We start from the raw sequence: 15,263 nt of genomic DNA, 5'->3' as shown, positions 1-15,263 counted from the left end.
TTGCCAGCGATTGCAGTGGGTCAGCCAGCGAAAATCTTGCCTGTGACGACGCTATCGCTGGCAAGCCAGCTCCCACATGGTTCTCATCAGTGCATGCATCTGTGGTGATCTTCAGTTTGCAATAACTTGGCGGGCGGTTAAGGTTCGTGCAGGTTTATCGCCCCCACGAGTGTTCAATGTTCAACCGCTCCCTCTATACAACCTTCGCCAGTCTGCTGTTGACCGCCGCTGCACTGCCGGCCCAGGCCAATTGGTACCTGGACGGCGAGTCGTCGCGGCTGTCGTTCGTCAGCACCAAAAATGCCAGCGTGTCGGAAGTGCAGCGTTTTCTGGTGCTGCACGGCAAGGTCGACCCCAACGGTCGCGCCGAGGTCGAAGTCGAGCTCGAATCGATCAACAGCGGCATTCCCCTGCGCGATGAGCGCATGCGCAAGGAGCTGTTCCAGATCGAGCAATTTCCGGCAGCGACCATCACCACCCAGATCGACCTGCGCCCGATCAACGATCTGGCCCCCGGCGCGCAGCTGGAGTTGCGCCTGCCGCTGACCGTCAGCCTGCACGGCAAGCAGCACGAATACCCGGCCGAGTTGCTCGCCACGCGTCTGGATGATCGGCGCTTTCAGGTGGTGACCCTGGAGCCGCTGGTGATCAACGCCGAGGATTTCGATCTGGCGCCGGGCCTGGAAAACCTGCGCAAACTCGCCGATCTGTCGGCGATCAGTCTGTCGGTGCCGGTGGGTGCGGTGCTGATTTTCACGGCGCGCTGACATGCGCGGTGCGGTGTTTCCCTGGCGTGACGGCAACCGTTTCGAACTGTTGATCGACGGCCCGCAGTTCTTTCCGCGCATGCTCGAGCACATCGCTGGAGCTACAGAGCAGATCGAACTGGAGCTGTACCTGGTCGAGGCCGGCGCCTGCGCCGAAGCCATCGTCCAGGCACTGGTCGCGGCGGCCGAACGCGGCGTGCGCGTGCGTTGCCTGTTCGATGATTACGGCAGCCTCGCGTTTACGCTGCATCTGCGCCAGCGCCTGACTCAGGCCGGGGTCGAGCTGCGTTTCTACAATCGCCTGAGCTGGCGGCGCTGGGTCGGCAATTTCTATCGTGACCACCGCAAATTGCTGCTGGTCGACCAATGCCTGGCCGTGGTCGGCGGCACCGGCGTGACCGATGAATTCTGGACGCCGGGCCATGATGTCAGCGAGTGGCACGAAGTGATGGTCGAGATCAGCGGCCCATTGGTGATCGACTGGCAATTGCTGTTTGATCGCCAGTGGATCGCCAACCGTTACCGCCGCGCCTGGCGCCCGGCCGCGCATTTTGGTCTGCCACGTTTGCCGCGCGTGCCGGACAAGGGCGAGGGCATGGGCCGCGTAGCCTACGCCGACGCCCGTCAGCACCGCGACATTCTGCAATCGCTGTTTCGCGCGCTGAACAGCGGGCAAAAACGCATCTGGATGGCCACGCCGTACTTTCTGCCGACCTGGAAAATCCGCCGCTCGCTGCGCAAGGCTGCCGCGCGCGGCGTCGATGTGCGCTTGCTGCTGACCGGGCCGCGCACCGATCACCCGTCAGTGCGCTACGCCGGGCACCGCTATTACCCGCGCCTGCTCAAGGCCGGGGTGCAGATCTTCGAATACCAGCCGTGCTTCCTGCACCTGAAAATGGTTCTGGTCGACGAATGGGTAAGCATCGGTTCGTGCAACTTCGACCACTGGAATCTGCGTTTCAATCTGGAGGCGAATCTGGAAGCCCTGGACCCGGCGTTGACGGCAGCGGTGGAGGCGAGTTTTGTGAAGGACTTTGGCTTGAGTCAGCTGGTGAGTCTGGAGGAGTGGCAGCGCCGGCCTCTGTGGCGGCGGGTCAAGCAGCGGGTGTGGGGCTGGGTGGATCGGTTGGTGGTAAATATTCTCGACCGTCGCGGATAACCACGATTTTGAATACACCCTGAATCCAATGTGGGAGCGAGCCTGCTCGCGAAAGCGGCGTGTCATTTGATCGTTCCCACGCTCTGCGTGGGAATGCCTCCAGGGACGCTCCGCGTCCAGTGACGCGGAGCGTCACGGGCTGCATTCCCACGCAGAGCGTGGGAACGATCAGTGCAGGGGGGGGCGGTGTGCTTGCTGTTACAGCAATTCAAAGCTCTGCTGCGTCACCGCCTGCGAATCCAGGCCGATCTGCACGTTGAACTTGCCAGGCTCGGCCGCGTATTTGAGCTGGGCGTTGTAGAACTTCAGGTCTTCCTCGGTGATGGTGAAGTGCACGACTTTCTGTTCGCCGGCCTTGAGCATGATCTTCTGGAAGTTCTTCAGTTCTTTCACCGGGCGGATCATCGAACCGGTGACGTCCTGGATGTACAACTGCACCACGGTTTCGCCGTCACGCTTGCCGGTGTTCTTGACCATGACGCTGGCGTCGAGCTTGCCGCTGGCGTTCAGGGTGGTCGATGACAGCGCCATATCGCTCAGGGCGAAGGTGGTGTAGCTCAGGCCGTAACCGAACGGAAACAGCGGGCCGGTGGTGTCATCGAAATACTGCGAGGTGTAGTTGCCCGGTTTGCCCGGCGTGAATGGCCGGCCGATGCTCAGGTGGTTGTAGTAGGTCGGGATCTGGCCCACGGAACGCGGGAAGGTCACCGGCAGTTTGCCCGACGGGTTGTAGTCGCCGAACAGCACGTCGGCGATGGCGTTGCCGCCCTCGGTGCCGCTGAACCAGGTTTCCAGGATCGCATCGGCCGACTGGTTCTCTTCGAGAATCGTCAGCGGGCGGCCGTTCATCAACACCAGCACCAGCGGTTTGCCAGTGGCTTTCAGCGCGCGGATCAATTCGCGCTGGGTTTGCGGGATGTTCAGGTCAGTGCGACTCGAGGATTCGTGGGACATGCCACGGGACTCGCCGACAGCGGCGACGATCACGTCAGCATCCTTCGCCGCTTTCACCGCTTCGTCGATCAGCACGCTGGCCGGGCGCGGGTCATCGACCACTTCCGGGGCATCGAAGTTGAGGAAGTTCAGGTAGTCGAGGACCTTCTTGTCGCCCGTGATGTTGGCGCCACGGGCGTAGATCAGGTTGGCCTTGTCGCCGATCACCGCACTCATGCCGTCGAACAAAGTGACCGATTGCGCCGGGCGCCCGGCGGCGGCCCAACTACCCATCATGTCGATCGGCGCTTTCGCCAATGGACCGACCAGCGCGATTTTCGCGTCTTTCTTCAGCGGCAGGGTTTCGTTGTGGTTCTTCAGCAGCACCAGACTGCGCCGCGCCACTTCGCGGGCCTCGGCGCGGTGCAGGCGGCTCTCGGCGTAGGTGTCGGCCGGATCATCCTCGGCCTTGCCGATGCGCAGGTAAGGGTCCTTGAACAGGCCCATGTCGTACTTGGCCGCGAGCACTTCGCGCACGGCGTTATCGATGTCTTTCTGTTCGATCTCACCAGACTTGAGCAACCCCGGCAGTTCTTTGCCGTAGAGGGTGTCGTTCATGCTCATGTCGATGCCGGCCTTGATCGCCAGCTTCGCCGCTTCGCGACCGTCGCGCGCGACACCGTGCTTGATCAGTTCGAAAATCGCGCCGTGATCGCTGACTGCCAGGCCTTTGAAGCCCCAGTCCTTGCGCAGCAGGTCGTTCATCAGCCAGGTGTTGGCCGTGGCCGGAATGCCGTTGATCGAGTTCAACGCCACCATCACACCGCCAGCGCCGGCATCGATCGCGGCGCGGTACGGCGGCAGGTAATCCTGGTACATCTTCACCGGGCTCATGTCGACGGTGTTGTAGTCGCGACCGCCCTCGACCGCGCCGTACAGGGCGAAGTGCTTGACGCTGGCCATGATGCTGTCGGCGGCGCTCGGGGTCTCGCCCTGATAGGCCTTGACCATGACTTTGGCGATGCGCGAGGTCAGGTAGGTGTCTTCGCCGAAACCTTCGGAACTGCGGCCCCAGCGCGGATCGCGGGAGATATCCACCATCGGCGCGAAGGTGATGTCGAGGCTGTCGGCGGCGGCTTCTTTAGCCGCAACGCGACCGGACTGGCCGATGGCGTCCATGTCCCAGCTCGACGCAAGGGCCAGCGGAATCGGGAAAATCGTACGGTGACCGTGGATCACGTCGTACGCGAAAAACATCGGAATCTTCAGGCGACTGCGCATGGCCGCGTCCTGCATCGGACGGTTTTCCGCGCGGGTGATCGAGTTGAACGTGCCACCGATGTTGCCGCCGGCGATTTCCTTGCGGATCAGCTCGCGGGGCATTTCCGGGCCGATGCTGATCAGGCGCAACTGGCCGATCTTCTCGTCGAGGGTCATTTGTTTCATCAGGTTGCTGATGAAAGCGTCCTTGTTCTCCAAAGGTACCGGGGTCGTGGCGGCCAGTACCTGATGACTGGCCAGGCTGACGAACAGACCCAGCAAACACAGCTTCTTCATGAATTTTTTCTCTAGAGCCCAAACGGTGATGCAACACCGGCCAGCCAAAATGTAGGGAGCGACTATTGTTGTTCGGATACCAGCGCAAAATCCTGAGCCGGAAAACCGCAGCCGACAGCGGCAACGTGAACGCGAAGGGCACTTTTTAGCCGATTAGCCCGTCGCATGCCAGTGGCGGCGCCGATTATGCCCCAACCGCTGGCCGGGAATGCCCAGCGCTCGGTTTTTAAATCAAATGTGTCATGGAGCATCATTGCAATGAATATCAGCTCAACCTCCCGTTCACGGTTACAGATCGCCACGTTGCTGGTGTTCGCCACGCTGTTGACCGCGTGCGGCATCAACAATATCCCGACCCTCGACGAACAGGCCAAAGCCGCCTGGGGCCAGGTGCAGAACCAGTACCAGCGCCGTGCCGACCTGATCCCCAATCTGGTGGAAACCGTGAAGGGCTACGCGGCCCACGAACAGGAAACCCTGACCGCAGTGATTGAAGCGCGAGCCAAGGCCACCTCGATTCAGGTCGATGCCAGCACCCTCGACAATCCCGAGAAGCTCAAGCAGTTCCAGCAGGCGCAAGATCAACTGACCGGCGCATTGAGCCGCTTGATGGTGGTCTCCGAGCGCTACCCGGATCTGAAGGCCAACCAGAACTTCCTCGCTCTGCAATCGCAACTCGAAGGCACGGAAAACCGCATTGCCGTGGCGCGTCGCGATTTCATTCTGGCGGTGCAGAAGTACAACACCGAGATCCGCACTTTCCCCGGTCGCCTGTGGCACAGCGTGATGTACAGCGATCTGCCGATGCGCGAAACCTTCGAAGCCACCACGCCCGGCGCGGAGAAGGCCCCGGAAGTGAAATTCTGATTCGAGGTTGCCCATGCGTGTGTTGAAACTGGGCCTGGTGCTGATGCTCTGGCTGTTCGCCGTCAGCGCCCGGGCCGAATTGACGTTTCCGCCGCTGAGCGGGCGCGTGGTCGATCAGGCGCAAATGCTCGAGCCATCGATTCGCGCGCAACTGAGCCAGCAATTGCAGGCGCACGAGCAGGCCACCGGCGAGCAATTGGTGGTGGTCACGCTGCCGGATCTGCAGGGCACCACCATCGAGGATTTCGGCGTCCAACTGGGTCGGCACTGGGGCATCGGCCAGAAGGACAAGAACAACGGCGCCTTGCTGATCGTCGCCCGTGACGAGCGCAAACTGCGCATCGAAGTCGGCTATGGCCTGGAGGATCGCCTGACCGATGCGCAGTCGTCGGTGATCATTCATCAGGTCATCACGCCGGCGTTCAAGGCCGGCAACTTCAGCAAAGGCATCAGCGATGGCGTTGCGGCGATGCTGGTGGTGCTCGGTGGCAATCCGCTGGACGAACCGTCGACCGTGTACGAATCCAGCGGCGACCCGGCGGATGATTTCATCTCGCGGCACCCGACGCTGTTCATGTTTCTGGTGATGCTGTTCATTCTGACGGTGTTTGTCTGCCAGATGCTCGGTATCCTGCCTGCCGGCCGGGGCGGCTCCGGAGGAGGGGGCGGCTTCGGCGGTGGCGGCGGATTCGGCGGCGGTGGCGGTGGCGGCTTCAGCGGTGGCGGGGGCAGTTTCGGCGGCGGCGGTTCGTCCGGCGGCTGGTGAGATCAAAAGAATAATGAGCAGGCACTTTTCGACATGGCATTACTGACTGAACACGAACAACGCAAAGTCGCCGAGGCCATCGCCCGGGTCGAACGCGACACCGACGCCGAACTGGTCACGGTGCTCGCTGCCCGTGCCGACGATTACGCGTACATCCCGCTGCTCTGGGCCAGCCTGCTGGCGCTGGTGTTGCCGGGCATCGTCCACTACCTCACGGGCTGGCTGACCCTGCGCAGCCTGCTGTTGGTGCAATGGGGCATGTTCATCGTCCTGTGCCTGTTGTTCCGTCTGCCGAAAATCACCACGCATCTGGTCCCGCGCCGCGTGCGCCACTGGCGCGCCTCCAACCTGGCGCGGCGGCAGTTTCTCGAACAGAACCTGCACCACACCGTGGGCAGCACCGGCATGCTGATTTTTGTCTGCGAGGCTGAGCGCTATGTGGAAATTCTGGTGGACGAGGGGATTTCCAAACGGCTGGATAACAGCAACTGGGACGCGATTGTCGCAGCGTTTACCGAACAGGTCAGGCAGGGGCGCACGCTGGAAGGGTTTGTCACGTGCGTGGAGGCGTGTGGCGAGTTGTTGAAGGTGCATGTGCCGGTGACGCAGGTGAGGAATGAATTGCCGAATCGGTTGGTGGTGTTGGGCTGAAGCAGTCGCGCATATTTGGCCTGTGTGGCGAGGGGAATTATCCCCGATCGGCTGCGTAGCAGTCGCAACACCTGCGCGCGTGGTTTGACGGGCCGAACACAGAGGGCCGCTTCGCGCCCCATCGGGGATAAATCCCCTCGCCACAAAGGTCGGTGTCATGGATTTTGCCGTTGGGTAAATAAGAGGGTGTCCCCAACCCCCATCCCCCCTAAAATACCCGCCATTCCCGATTCCGCCCGTCCGAGGCCGCTTGTCCATGTCCGTTTCCGCTTCTTCCGCGCCGTCCGCCAAACCGGCCGCCGATCACCACGCCCAGTTCATCGAGCTGCTGCAAACCAGCCTCGACGACAGCGGTTTTATCAAGCTGGTGCTGGCCAAGTACGTCGGTGAAGAGGCGGATCTGCAGCGGGTCATCATCAAACCGGTGACGGTCAAGGCGCAGGCGTGTCTTTCCTTCGTTTATCGCTACAAGACCCGCGACATTACCAAGAATCTGCCGCTGAGCGAAGGCATGGCGCTGATTGCGGGTCTGCTGCCGACCTCGTTCAAAAATGCGCATTTACTGGCGCTGACCGACGAAGCGCAGCTGGAATACAGCAAAAAGGGCAAGAGTTCGCTGTTCAAGAGCAAACCTCAGCAATTGCGTGAAGCGCCTTCGGCCGAGCACAACCGCGAGAAAAATCGTTTCCTTGAACTGAGCCGCCCCTTCCTCAAGGACCTCGGCGTGACCAATGCGCAACACGAGCTGATCCCGGCGATGTCGCGCAAGTGGAAGCAGATCAACAAGTTCATCGAAGTGTTCAGCCATGCCCTGACCTCGTCGCCGCTGGCGCTGGACAAACCGGTGCGGGTCGCCGATTTCGGTTCGGGCAAGGGCTACCTGACGTTCGCCATTCACGACTACCTGCGCAATACGCTCAAGGCCGAGGGCGAAGTCACCGGCGTCGAGCTGCGCGAAGAAATGGTCAACCTGTGCAACGCCGCTGCGGCCAAGCTTGAACATCCGGGGCTGGTGTTCAAGTGCGGTGACGTGCGCACGGTGGCGCCGAGCGAGCTGGACGTGATGATCGCCCTGCATGCCTGCGACATCGCCACCGATTACGCGATCCACACCGGCATCCGCTCGGGTGCGTCGATCATCATGTGCTCGCCGTGCTGCCACAAACAGATCCGCCTGCAGATCCAGAGCCCGGCGCTGCTCAAGCCGATGCTGCAATACGGCTTGCACCTCGGCCAACAGGCGGAAATGGTCACCGACAGCTTGCGCGCGTTGTTCCTCGAAGCCTGTGGTTACGAGACCAAGGTGTTCGAGTTCATCTCGCTGGAACACACCAACAAGAACAAGATGATTCTCGCGGTGAAACGCGCCGAACCGGTCGATCCGACCCAGTTGTTGGCGAAGATTGCGGAGCTCAAGGCGTTCTACCACATCAGCGAACACTGCCTGGAAACCCTGCTGCGCGCTGACGGCTATATGCCTTAACAGGCAGCTGCAAGCTTCAAGCGGCAAGCTGCAAGTTGAAGCATGACGCTGGTGTGCCTGATATGGGTGATCCTGTTTTTTCTTGAAGCTTGAAGCTTGAAGCTTGAAGCTTGCAGCTTGCAGCTTGCAGCTTGCAGCTTGCAGCTTGCAGCTTGCAGCTTGCAGCTCAATTTGGGTCTACCTTGAATACTCCCAGACCTTTCCCCGAGGAGTATTCCCATGGCCGCGAAAAAGATCCTGATGCTGGTCGGCGATTACGTCGAAGACTACGAAGTGATGGTGCCGTTCCAGGCCTTGCAGATGGTCGGCCACACGGTCCACGCCGTGTGCCCGGACAAGTCCGCCGGCAGCACCGTGCGCACGGCGATTCATGATTTTGAAGGTGATCAGACCTACAGCGAAAAACCCGGTCATCTGTTCGCCCTCAATTTCGATTTCGCCAAGGCCAGCGAAGCCGATTACGACGCGCTGCTGATTCCCGGCGGTCGTGCGCCGGAATACCTGCGGCTGAACGACAAAGTCCTCGAACTGGTGCGCGCGTTCGACAACGCCGGCAAGCCCATCGCAGCGGTCTGCCATGGTGCGCAACTGCTCGCGGCGGCGGGTGTGCTCGAGGGGCGTGAGTGCAGCGCGTATCCGGCCTGCGCCCCGGAAGTACGTCTGGCGGGCGGCACCTACATCGACATTCCGGTGACCGACGGCCATGTTCAGGGCAATCTGGCCAGCGCTCCGGCGTGGCCGGCGCATCCTAAATGGCTGGCCGGTTTCCTCGGTCTGCTCGGTACGAAAATCACCTTGTAGTCGAGGCAGGCGACAGACCGCGGCTGCTGGTCTTTACTCTGAAGCGCGAAATCTCTCAATCGCCCCCAGGAGAAACAGACATGTCCGGATGGTACGAAGTGAGCAAAAGCAGCAACGGCCAATTCAGGTTCGTGTTGAAAGCATCGAACGCCGAAACGATTCTGACCAGCGAGCTCTACAGCACCCGCGCCGGTGCCGACGGCGGCATCGCCTCGGTGCAGGCCAACAGCCCGCTGGACGAGCGTTACGAGAAAAAATCGACCAAGGACGGCCACCCGTACTTCAATCTCAAGGCGGCCAATCACCAAGTCATCGGCAGCAGCGAGTCGTATTCATCGGATGGCGCGTGCGACAAGGGCATCGCCAGCGTGAAGGCCAACGGCCCGACGAAAACCATCAAGGACAAGACCCTGCCTGTCCTCTGAAACCCGACATCAACCTGTGGGAGCGAGCCTGCTCGCGAAGGCGTCAGCCCGACCAATATCAAACCTCAACCGGTACCGACAATTTCGGATCACCCAACGCATGACTCTTGGCATCAAAGAACCGCAACTCAACCCCGGTACCTTCAAACACCTTGGCGTAGTGACGCTTCTGATGCTGGATGAACGCGGCACTGCGCGGATAAATCGAGACCGCCACGCACTTCGGTCTGGCCAGGCGCAGCGCCCGCACCAGATGCGCATCCTGCTCGCCCAGCGCGTGGCCGAAGATGCACAGGCTGTCGCCATGGGCCAGTAACTGCTCGTAGCAGAACGACAGATAATCCGAGCTGCGAATGGTCTTGAGCTTGTCGGCGCTCGGCCCTTCGGTGACGAACAGGGGCACGTCGTCCAGGGTCTTGATCGTATTGTTGATGGCGAAACTGCCGAGCAGGGTGCCTTCGGTCGAGGTCAGTTTGCGTGCGGTGCCGTCCTGATTGCGCACCAGATGCAGACCACCGTGCAGGTAGAGCAGACGCGGTTTGTCGGTGGCGCTCTGGCTCAGATCGAAACTCGCGTCCGCGCCGTTGAACAGGTCGTCGATGGCCTCGCCCGGGTGTTGCAGTGCCCAGTAATTGAGCAGGTCGTAGTTGGTGGTGAACACCGTGCGATAGCGCGCCAGTTCAGCATTGAGCACTGTCAGTGTCGAAGGCTGCACCAGCCGCCACGGGATGTGCACCGCGTGCACGGTGTTGATCAGCGCTTCCTTGATTGCGTAATAGCGATTGCGCGGCGCCGCCGAGCTGACCGCCAGGGCCTTGTTGACCCGGCTGGTGGTTTTCAGGGCGCCCAGCACTTGCTCGAAGCTGCGGGTTTGCAGCGCATCGAACACCGCCAGTTCCGATGGGCTCAGCGGTTTCTCTTCGACCGTACGGGCGTTCTCGAACAGCGAGTCATAGCCGAAGTCATCCCACACCGCGCGGCTGGCGCCATTGCCCACCAGCAAACCCTGAAAATCGTTCGCGGCGCGCAAGGCATTCCAGTTTTCGAGGGTGGCGTCGACATCGAGAAAATCGGTCATTGCGTGGGCGGTCTCAAAACAAAGGGCAGATGGACGGCGACTTTATCACGAGCGGACATTGAGCCAGATCAACATCGCTCGTGACCGATCGGTCGATTCTGTGCGCACCCGCCGAATCGAGGCAGTCGATCCGGCTTCAGTCAGGAGACACACGATGAGCAGCACCTTCTTCATTCCGGCGGTCAACATCATGGGCAGCGGCTGCCTCGACGAAGCCATGGTCGCGATTCGCAATTATGGTTTTCGCAAGGCGCTGATTGTCACCGACACCGGGCTGGCCAAGGCTGGCGTGGCCGCAATGATTGCCGAGAAACTGGCGATGCAGGACATCGATTCGGTGATCTTCGATGGCGCCAGACCGAACCCGACCACGGCCAATGTCGAATCGGGTCTGGGGCTGTTGAAGGAAAGCCGTTGCGATTTCGTCGTGTCGCTGGGTGGCGGCTCGCCGCACGATTGCGCCAAGGGCATCGCGCTGTGCGCAACCAATGGCGGGCAGATTGGCGATTACGAAGGCGTCGACCGCTCGAGCAAGCCGCAATTGCCGCTGATCGCCATCAACACCACCGCCGGCACTGCCAGCGAAATGACCCGCTTCTGCATCATCACCGACGAATCGCGCCACGTGAAAATGGCCATCGTCGACCGCAACGTCACGCCACTGCTGTCGGTCAACGACCCGGAACTGATGGTCGCGATGCCCAAAGGCCTCACCGCCGCCACCGGCATGGACGCGCTGACCCACGCCATCGAAGCCTACGTCTCTACTGCCGCCAACCCGATCACCGATGCTTGCGCGCTTAAAGCGATGAGCCTGATCAGCAGCAACCTGCGTCTGGCGGTGCGCGACGGCAGCGACCTGGCGGCGCGGGAGAACATGGCTTACGCGCAGTTCCTCGCCGGCATGGCGTTCAACAACGCCTCGCTCGGATTTGTCCACGCAATGGCGCATCAGCTGGGCGGCTACTACGACTTGCCCCACGGCGTCTGTAACGCCGTGCTGTTGCCGCATGTGCAGAGCTTCAATGCGCTGGTCTGCGCTGACCGACTCAGGGACGTCGCCCACGCCATGGGCGCGGATATTCGTGGTTTCAGCGCAGAGGAGGGCGCGCAGGCGGCGATCAATGCCATTCGCAACCTTGCCAAAGACGTCGAGATTCCCGGAGGACTGCGTGAGCTGGGCGCGAAACTCAGCGATATCCCGGTGCTCGCCACCAATGCTTTGAAGGATGCGTGCGGACTGACCAATCCACGGGCGGCAGATCAGCGCCAGATCGAGGAAATTTTCCGCAACGCGTTTTGAGACCGGCACAGCGTTTACGAACGGCGTTATCCTCGCCGTTCGTTCGCGCCACCATCGCCGAGTATCCCATGCTGCAAAAAAGCCTGATCCGCCGTCTCGACCTGATCACTCTGCAACTGTTCGTCGCCGTCCACGAGGAAGGCACGTTGACCCGTGCGGCTGCGCGCGAGGCCATCGCGGTGTCGGCGGCGAGCAAGCGCCTGATGGAGTTGGAGGAGGCGCTGGGCATCGCTTTGTTCGTGCGTCAGGCCAAAGGCATGATCCTCACGCCGGCCGGTGAAACCCTGCTGCACCACGCCCGGCAGATGCTCTTCAACGTGGAGAAGATGGGCCTGGAACTGGGCGAGCACAGCCACGGTGTGCGTGGTTACGTGCGCATGCTGGCCAATCTTTCGGCGATCATTCAGTTTCTGCCTGAAGACTTGCGCGACTTCTCCGCGCGGCATCCGCAGGTCAAGACCGACCTTGAAGAACGCCCCAGCGCGGGGGTGATTCAGGGCGTGCTCGATGGCGTCGCCGACCTCGGCATCTGCTCTGAGGACAGCGACACCAAAGGCCTGCACAGCGTGTTGTACCGCCCGGACAAACTGGTGGTGGTGATGCTGCCGGAGCATCCGTTGGCTACGCACGAATCGGTGGCCTTCGGCGAAACCCTCGACAGCGATTACGTCGGCTTGCACGCAGCCAGTTCGATCAACATGCGTACCCATGCGGCGGCGCGGCAGGCTGGCAAAGTCCTGCGCATCCGCATTCATGTGCCGGGGTTCGATGCGGTGTGCCGGATGGTCCAGGCGAACATGGGCATCGGCATTCTGCCGCAGCGAGCCTATGAGTTGTTTGGTCAGGCACTGGGCTTGCGTGCGGTGCCGCTGACCGACGACTGGTCCGATCGCGCGCTGATTGTGGTGGTGCGCGATGAGGCGGGATTGTCGCCGGTGAGCCGGATGTTGTTTGAGCATTTGCGCGGGCGGTAGATCTTCATTGCAGCTGATGGCCTCTTCGCGAGCAGGCTCGCTCCCACATTGAACTTGTGAACACAGAATCTGAAACCACTACAGAACCTTGTGGGAGCGGGCTTGCCCGCGAAAGCGGCTTCGAATTCACCACATCGCTGAAGCATTCGCATTTCGCGAACGCCCTTTGCCGAGAGACGGCTGGATTCTCCGATCATCGTTCCTCTAGCCTTGGCGACATATTCCAAGAACAAGAGGTACCCCGCGATGACTGCCCCTTTGAGTGCAATCAAAGTGATCGAGATCGGCACCCTGATCGCCGCGCCGTTTGCCGCGCGCATGCTTGCCGAGTTCGGCGCCGAGGTGATCAAGATCGAAGCCATGGGTCAGGGCGACCCGCTGCGCAAATGGCGCAAGCTGCACGAAGGCACATCGCTGTGGTGGTACCTGCAATCGCGCAACAAGAAATCCCTGGCGCTCAATCTGAAATCCGCTGAAGGCATCGAGCTGGTCAAGCAACTGGCCGGTGATGCAGACGTAATCATCGAAAACCTGCGTCCCGGTGCGCTGGAAAAACTCGGTCTGGGTTGGGACGTGCTGCATGCCTTGAATCCGAACCTGACTCTGGTGCGTATCTCCGGCTACGGCCAGACCGGGCCTTACCGTGACCGACCCGGTTTCGGTGCGATTGGCGAGGCCATGGGCGGCATACGCTACACCACCGGCAATCCCGATTCGCCACCGGCGCGAGTCGGTGTCAGCCTCGGCGATTCGCTGGCCTCGCTGCACGCGGTGATTGGCGCGCTGATGTCGCTGTTGCGGGTCAAGACCGGGCAGGGCGGTGGGCAGATCGTCGATGTGTCGCTGGCCGAAAGCGTGTTCAACGTCATGGAAAGTCTGGTGCCGGAATACGACATGCTTGGCCATGTCCGCGAACGCAGCGGCGGTGCCCTGCCGGGTATCGCGCCTTCCAATACGTATCTCACGGCGGACGGCGCCTACGTGGTGATTGCCGGCAACAGCGACCCGATCTACAAGCGTCTGATGCACACCATCGGCCGCGCTGATCTGGCCGAGGCAGAAGAGTTCGCCCACAACGACGGCCGCGCGGCGCAGAGCGGTTTGCTCGATGCGGCCATCACACACTGGACCAGCAGCCTGCCGATCGACGAGGTACTGGCCGCCCTCGAAGCCGCTGAAGTGCCGGCCGGGCGCATCTACTCGGTGGCTGACATCGTCGCCGATCCGCACTATCAGGCGCGGGACATGCTGCTCGATGCCGAGTTGCCCGGTGGCGCAACGGTGAAGATGCCCGGCATTGTCCCCAAACTCTCGGAGACGCCCGGCGGGGTGAACTGGTCCGGGCCGAAACTGGGCCAGCACACCGACGCTATTCTCGCCAATCTTGGCCTGACTGAACTCGACATCGAACGTCTGAAAGGCCAGGGGGTGGTGCAATGATCACTGACTATTCGCAAACCCTGATCGTCCAGGAAGTCTCGCCCCGCGACGGTTTGCAGATCGAGCCGACGTGGGTGGAAACCGCTGACAAGATCGCCCTGATCAATCAATTGTCACAGGTCGGATTCAGCCGCATCGAGGCCGGCTCGTTCGTCTCGCCCAAAGCCATTCCGGGCCTGCGTGACGGCGAGCAAGTGTTCAACGGCATTCAGCGTCAGCCGGGTGTTATTTACGTGGCGTTGATCCCCAACCTCAAAGGCGCGCAACGCGCATTGGCGGCGAATGCCGATGAGTTGAATCTGGTGATGTCTGCCAGCCAGACCCACAACCTTGCCAACATGCGCATGCGTTGCGAAGAGTCGCTGGCGGCGTTCGCTGACATTATTGCGTTTGTCAGCGGCTCAGGTGTGCGCCTCAACGGCAGCATCGCCACCACCTTCGGTTGTCCGTTCGAAGGACGGATCGATGAGGATCGCGTGCTGCAAATTGTCGACGCTTATCAAGAGCTCGGCATTCAGGGCATCAGCCTCGCCGACACCACCGGCATGGCCAATCCGCGTCAGGTCGATCGCTTGGTGCGGCGCGTTTTGCAGCGGGTTTCGCCGGCCGATCTGACCCTGCATTTCCACAACACCCGCGGCCTTGGGCTGTGCAATGTACTGGCCGCTTACGAGGCCGGCGCGCGGCGCTTCGATGCGGCGCTCGGGGGCCTCGGTGGCTGTCCGTTTGCGCCGGGGGCGTCGGGCAACATCTGCACCGAAGACCTGGTGAACCTGTGCGCTGAAGTCGGCATTCCCACCGGGATCGATTTGCCGCTGCTGCTGAAGCTTTCGCGCGGCTTGCCGGCGCTGTTGGGCCACGATGTTCCCGGCCAACTGGCCAAGGCCGGGCGCAATTGCGATCTGCATCCGATGCCGACCTGAAGATACAAAACCCTTGTGGGAGCGAGCCTGCTCGCGAACGCGGTGTGTCATTCAACATCGGTATCGACTGATCTGGCGCATTCGCGAGCAGGCTCGCTCCCACAGTTCAAAAGCATTCAGCAGTAACCAGACAACA

At 61.4% G+C, this 15,263-nt stretch carries 14 protein-coding genes; 12 read left to right on the top strand and 2 right to left on the bottom strand.

Features of this window, described 5'->3' with window-relative positions; genetic code table 11:
* Positions 1 to 176: 176 nt before the first annotated feature.
* Entirely contained in the window at positions 177 to 767 is a 591-nt protein-coding gene (locus JWU58_RS21100) for a YceI family protein (protein ID WP_039762684.1), read from the top strand.
* Position 768: 1 nt separating this feature from the next.
* Positions 769 to 1,926: a phospholipase D-like domain-containing protein gene (locus tag JWU58_RS21095; protein WP_056783426.1), complete on the top strand. Its 1,158-nt coding sequence runs from the start codon at positions 769 to 771 to the stop codon at positions 1,924 to 1,926.
* A gap of 198 nt (positions 1,927 to 2,124) precedes the next feature.
* Here the strand turns inward: JWU58_RS21095 and bglX are convergent, their stop codons facing one another.
* Positions 2,125 to 4,416 (bottom strand): beta-glucosidase BglX, encoded by a 2,292-nt coding sequence (gene bglX, locus JWU58_RS21090; RefSeq protein ID WP_206420925.1) that lies wholly within the window; start codon positions 4,414 to 4,416, stop codon positions 2,125 to 2,127.
* 258 nt (positions 4,417 to 4,674) lie between these two features.
* On the opposite strand from bglX, the gene JWU58_RS21085 reads away from it, so the two are divergent.
* The 6 genes from JWU58_RS21085 (at position 4,675) to JWU58_RS21060 (ending at position 9,409) form a co-directional block, all read left to right on the top strand.
* Positions 4,675 to 5,283 (top strand): LemA family protein, encoded by a 609-nt coding sequence (locus JWU58_RS21085; RefSeq protein WP_024011957.1) that lies wholly within the window; start codon positions 4,675 to 4,677, stop codon positions 5,281 to 5,283.
* Between the two features lie 13 nt (positions 5,284 to 5,296).
* Positions 5,297 to 6,049: a TPM domain-containing protein gene (locus JWU58_RS21080; protein ID WP_206420924.1), complete on the top strand. Its 753-nt coding sequence runs from the start codon at positions 5,297 to 5,299 to the stop codon at positions 6,047 to 6,049.
* Positions 6,050 to 6,082: 33 nt separating this feature from the next.
* The gene (locus JWU58_RS21075) at positions 6,083 to 6,700 is read left to right on the top strand and encodes a TPM domain-containing protein (protein WP_016771315.1); all 618 of its coding nucleotides are present in this window, start codon (positions 6,083 to 6,085) and stop codon (positions 6,698 to 6,700) included.
* 256 nt (positions 6,701 to 6,956) lie between these two features.
* Positions 6,957 to 8,183 carry a class I SAM-dependent methyltransferase gene (locus JWU58_RS21070; protein WP_206420923.1) on the top strand — a complete coding sequence of 409 codons (1,227 nt, stop codon included), beginning with the start codon at positions 6,957 to 6,959 and terminating at the stop codon, positions 8,181 to 8,183.
* Between the two features lie 219 nt (positions 8,184 to 8,402).
* A complete protein-coding gene (locus tag JWU58_RS21065) occupies positions 8,403 to 8,984 on the top strand; it encodes a DJ-1/PfpI family protein (RefSeq protein WP_206420922.1) in 582 nt (193 codons plus the stop codon).
* Positions 8,985 to 9,064: 80 nt separating this feature from the next.
* Positions 9,065 to 9,409, top strand: coding sequence for a YegP family protein (locus tag JWU58_RS21060; protein ID WP_206420921.1), 345 nt, complete (start codon positions 9,065 to 9,067; stop codon positions 9,407 to 9,409).
* 58 nt (positions 9,410 to 9,467) lie between these two features.
* Here the strand turns inward: JWU58_RS21060 and JWU58_RS21055 are convergent, their stop codons facing one another.
* The gene (locus tag JWU58_RS21055; protein WP_206420920.1) at positions 9,468 to 10,487 is read right to left on the bottom strand and encodes a DUF4917 family protein; all 1,020 of its coding nucleotides are present in this window, start codon (positions 10,485 to 10,487) and stop codon (positions 9,468 to 9,470) included.
* 154 nt (positions 10,488 to 10,641) lie between these two features.
* Here JWU58_RS21055 and yiaY point away from each other — a divergent pair, with 154 nt between their 5' ends.
* The 4 genes from yiaY (at position 10,642) to JWU58_RS21035 (ending at position 15,127) form a co-directional block, all read left to right on the top strand.
* The gene (gene yiaY, locus JWU58_RS21050; protein ID WP_041478894.1) at positions 10,642 to 11,790 is read left to right on the top strand and encodes an L-threonine dehydrogenase; all 1,149 of its coding nucleotides are present in this window, start codon (positions 10,642 to 10,644) and stop codon (positions 11,788 to 11,790) included.
* A gap of 68 nt (positions 11,791 to 11,858) precedes the next feature.
* Positions 11,859 to 12,764 (top strand): LysR family transcriptional regulator, encoded by a 906-nt coding sequence (locus JWU58_RS21045; protein ID WP_206420919.1) that lies wholly within the window; start codon positions 11,859 to 11,861, stop codon positions 12,762 to 12,764.
* A gap of 246 nt (positions 12,765 to 13,010) precedes the next feature.
* Positions 13,011 to 14,204 carry a CaiB/BaiF CoA transferase family protein gene (locus tag JWU58_RS21040; RefSeq protein WP_123442951.1) on the top strand — a complete coding sequence of 398 codons (1,194 nt, stop codon included), beginning with the start codon at positions 13,011 to 13,013 and terminating at the stop codon, positions 14,202 to 14,204.
* Positions 14,201 to 15,127, top strand: a complete 927-nt coding sequence (locus JWU58_RS21035; RefSeq protein ID WP_123442950.1) for a hydroxymethylglutaryl-CoA lyase — start codon at positions 14,201 to 14,203, stop codon at positions 15,125 to 15,127. Before JWU58_RS21040 ends, JWU58_RS21035 begins: the two co-directional genes overlap by 4 nt.
* The last annotated feature ends 136 nt before the right edge of the window (positions 15,128 to 15,263 follow it).

It is taken from the genome of Pseudomonas atacamensis, from assembly GCF_017167965.1.
Classification (GTDB): domain Bacteria; phylum Pseudomonadota; class Gammaproteobacteria; order Pseudomonadales; family Pseudomonadaceae; genus Aquipseudomonas; species Aquipseudomonas atacamensis.
Note: the sequence above shows the minus strand (reverse complement) of the source record. Positions and strands in the feature narration are given on the sequence as shown.

Excerpts from the sequence above, each read along its gene's own strand:
- JWU58_RS21070 (WP_206420923.1), top strand. The coding sequence starts at position 6,957 with ATGTCCGTTTCCGCTTCTTCCGCGCCGTCCGCCAAACCGGCCGCCGAT.
- JWU58_RS21055 (WP_206420920.1), bottom strand. The coding sequence starts at position 10,487 with ATGACCGATTTTCTCGATGTCGACGCCACCCTCGAAAACTGGAATGCC.
- JWU58_RS21075 (WP_016771315.1), top strand. The coding sequence starts at position 6,083 with ATGGCATTACTGACTGAACACGAACAACGCAAAGTCGCCGAGGCCATC.
- bglX (WP_206420925.1), bottom strand. The coding sequence starts at position 4,416 with ATGAAGAAGCTGTGTTTGCTGGGTCTGTTCGTCAGCCTGGCCAGTCAT.
- JWU58_RS21040 (WP_123442951.1), top strand. The coding sequence starts at position 13,011 with ATGACTGCCCCTTTGAGTGCAATCAAAGTGATCGAGATCGGCACCCTG.
- JWU58_RS21060 (WP_206420921.1), top strand. The coding sequence starts at position 9,065 with ATGTCCGGATGGTACGAAGTGAGCAAAAGCAGCAACGGCCAATTCAGG.
- yiaY (WP_041478894.1), top strand. The coding sequence starts at position 10,642 with ATGAGCAGCACCTTCTTCATTCCGGCGGTCAACATCATGGGCAGCGGC.
- JWU58_RS21065 (WP_206420922.1), top strand. The coding sequence starts at position 8,403 with ATGGCCGCGAAAAAGATCCTGATGCTGGTCGGCGATTACGTCGAAGAC.
- JWU58_RS21035 (WP_123442950.1), top strand. The coding sequence starts at position 14,201 with ATGATCACTGACTATTCGCAAACCCTGATCGTCCAGGAAGTCTCGCCC.
- JWU58_RS21100 (WP_039762684.1), top strand. The coding sequence starts at position 177 with ATGTTCAACCGCTCCCTCTATACAACCTTCGCCAGTCTGCTGTTGACC.
- JWU58_RS21095 (WP_056783426.1), top strand. The coding sequence starts at position 769 with ATGCGCGGTGCGGTGTTTCCCTGGCGTGACGGCAACCGTTTCGAACTG.
- JWU58_RS21085 (WP_024011957.1), top strand. The coding sequence starts at position 4,675 with ATGAATATCAGCTCAACCTCCCGTTCACGGTTACAGATCGCCACGTTG.
- JWU58_RS21045 (WP_206420919.1), top strand. The coding sequence starts at position 11,859 with ATGCTGCAAAAAAGCCTGATCCGCCGTCTCGACCTGATCACTCTGCAA.
- JWU58_RS21080 (WP_206420924.1), top strand. The coding sequence starts at position 5,297 with ATGCGTGTGTTGAAACTGGGCCTGGTGCTGATGCTCTGGCTGTTCGCC.